The 927-nt window shown below is 53.5% G+C and carries 1 pseudogene; it reads left to right on the top strand.

Going from position 1 to position 927, the window contains the following annotated elements:
* Positions 1-28: 28 nt before the first annotated feature.
* Positions 29-829: pseudogene (locus CS369_RS14790) on the top strand (helix-turn-helix transcriptional regulator).
* Positions 830-927: the final 98 nt, after the last annotated feature.

The following is a 927-nucleotide window of genomic DNA, read 5'->3' as shown; positions in this document are numbered from 1 at the left end:
ATTTAAGCAAGCCCAACATCAATCGAAAATCAGTGTTGCAAAAACGGGGGTGACCATAGATTTTTTGCGTGCACAGCGTGAAATGCTCGCCCCGAAGATAGTCGGGCTACCCGCTGCGGGGCGGCGACGTACCAGCGGTTTGCGCCGTGAAGAGTTAGCGCAATTGAGCCGTATCAGTACCACCTGGTACACCTGGATAGAACAGGGGCGTGAGGTCTCCGTCTCTCCTGCCGCGCTGTCACGGTTGGCGCAAGCGCTACAGCTTGCACCCGTAGCGCGTGAATATTTGTTTAACCTGGCGAATGTTAAAGATCCGGATAAGCAGCCAGAGGCTTTGCCTTTGGGCGCACAGGTGACAGCGGCGTTACGGTATATGGATTGTCCGGCTTATCTGCTGGATGGTGTGTAGAATGTGCTGGATTGGAATGCGCAGGCACAGGCGCTGTTTCGTGGCTGGTTAGGTGAGGATCCTCAACCTAACCTGCTGCGCTTCATGTTTGTTCACCCGCTGGCAAAGCAACTGGTGATGGATTGGCCCGAGCGCGCTCGCCGTGTGGTGGCGGAGTTTCGTGCCGAATCGAGCCATTATTCCCATGAGATGATGCGCGAGCTGGTCATGCAATTATGTCGGGATAGTCGTGAGTTCGAACGCTGGTGGACACAACAAGCGCTGATGGCGCGCGAAGGCGGCGAGCGGCGCTTTCATCACGCCACCACAAGTCAGGAGATCACTTATCAGCAGCAGACTTTTCATCCGGCATTGCATCAGGAATTCAAACTGGTGATGTTGATTGCTGCTGATACCGGAGATGGGCCCACAGCGCGTTAATCTTACTAGCATACTGTTTTTTATTACTGTATTTTTATGGGTCTTCCCCGATCATGGTGGGAGACTCATAACCCCATGTTTAACCTGCCGTAATGGAA

The organism is Candidatus Symbiopectobacterium sp. 'North America', from assembly GCF_015762685.1.
Taxonomy (GTDB): domain Bacteria; phylum Pseudomonadota; class Gammaproteobacteria; order Enterobacterales; family Enterobacteriaceae; genus Symbiopectobacterium.
Note: the sequence above shows the minus strand (reverse complement) of the source record. Positions and strands in the feature narration are given on the sequence as shown.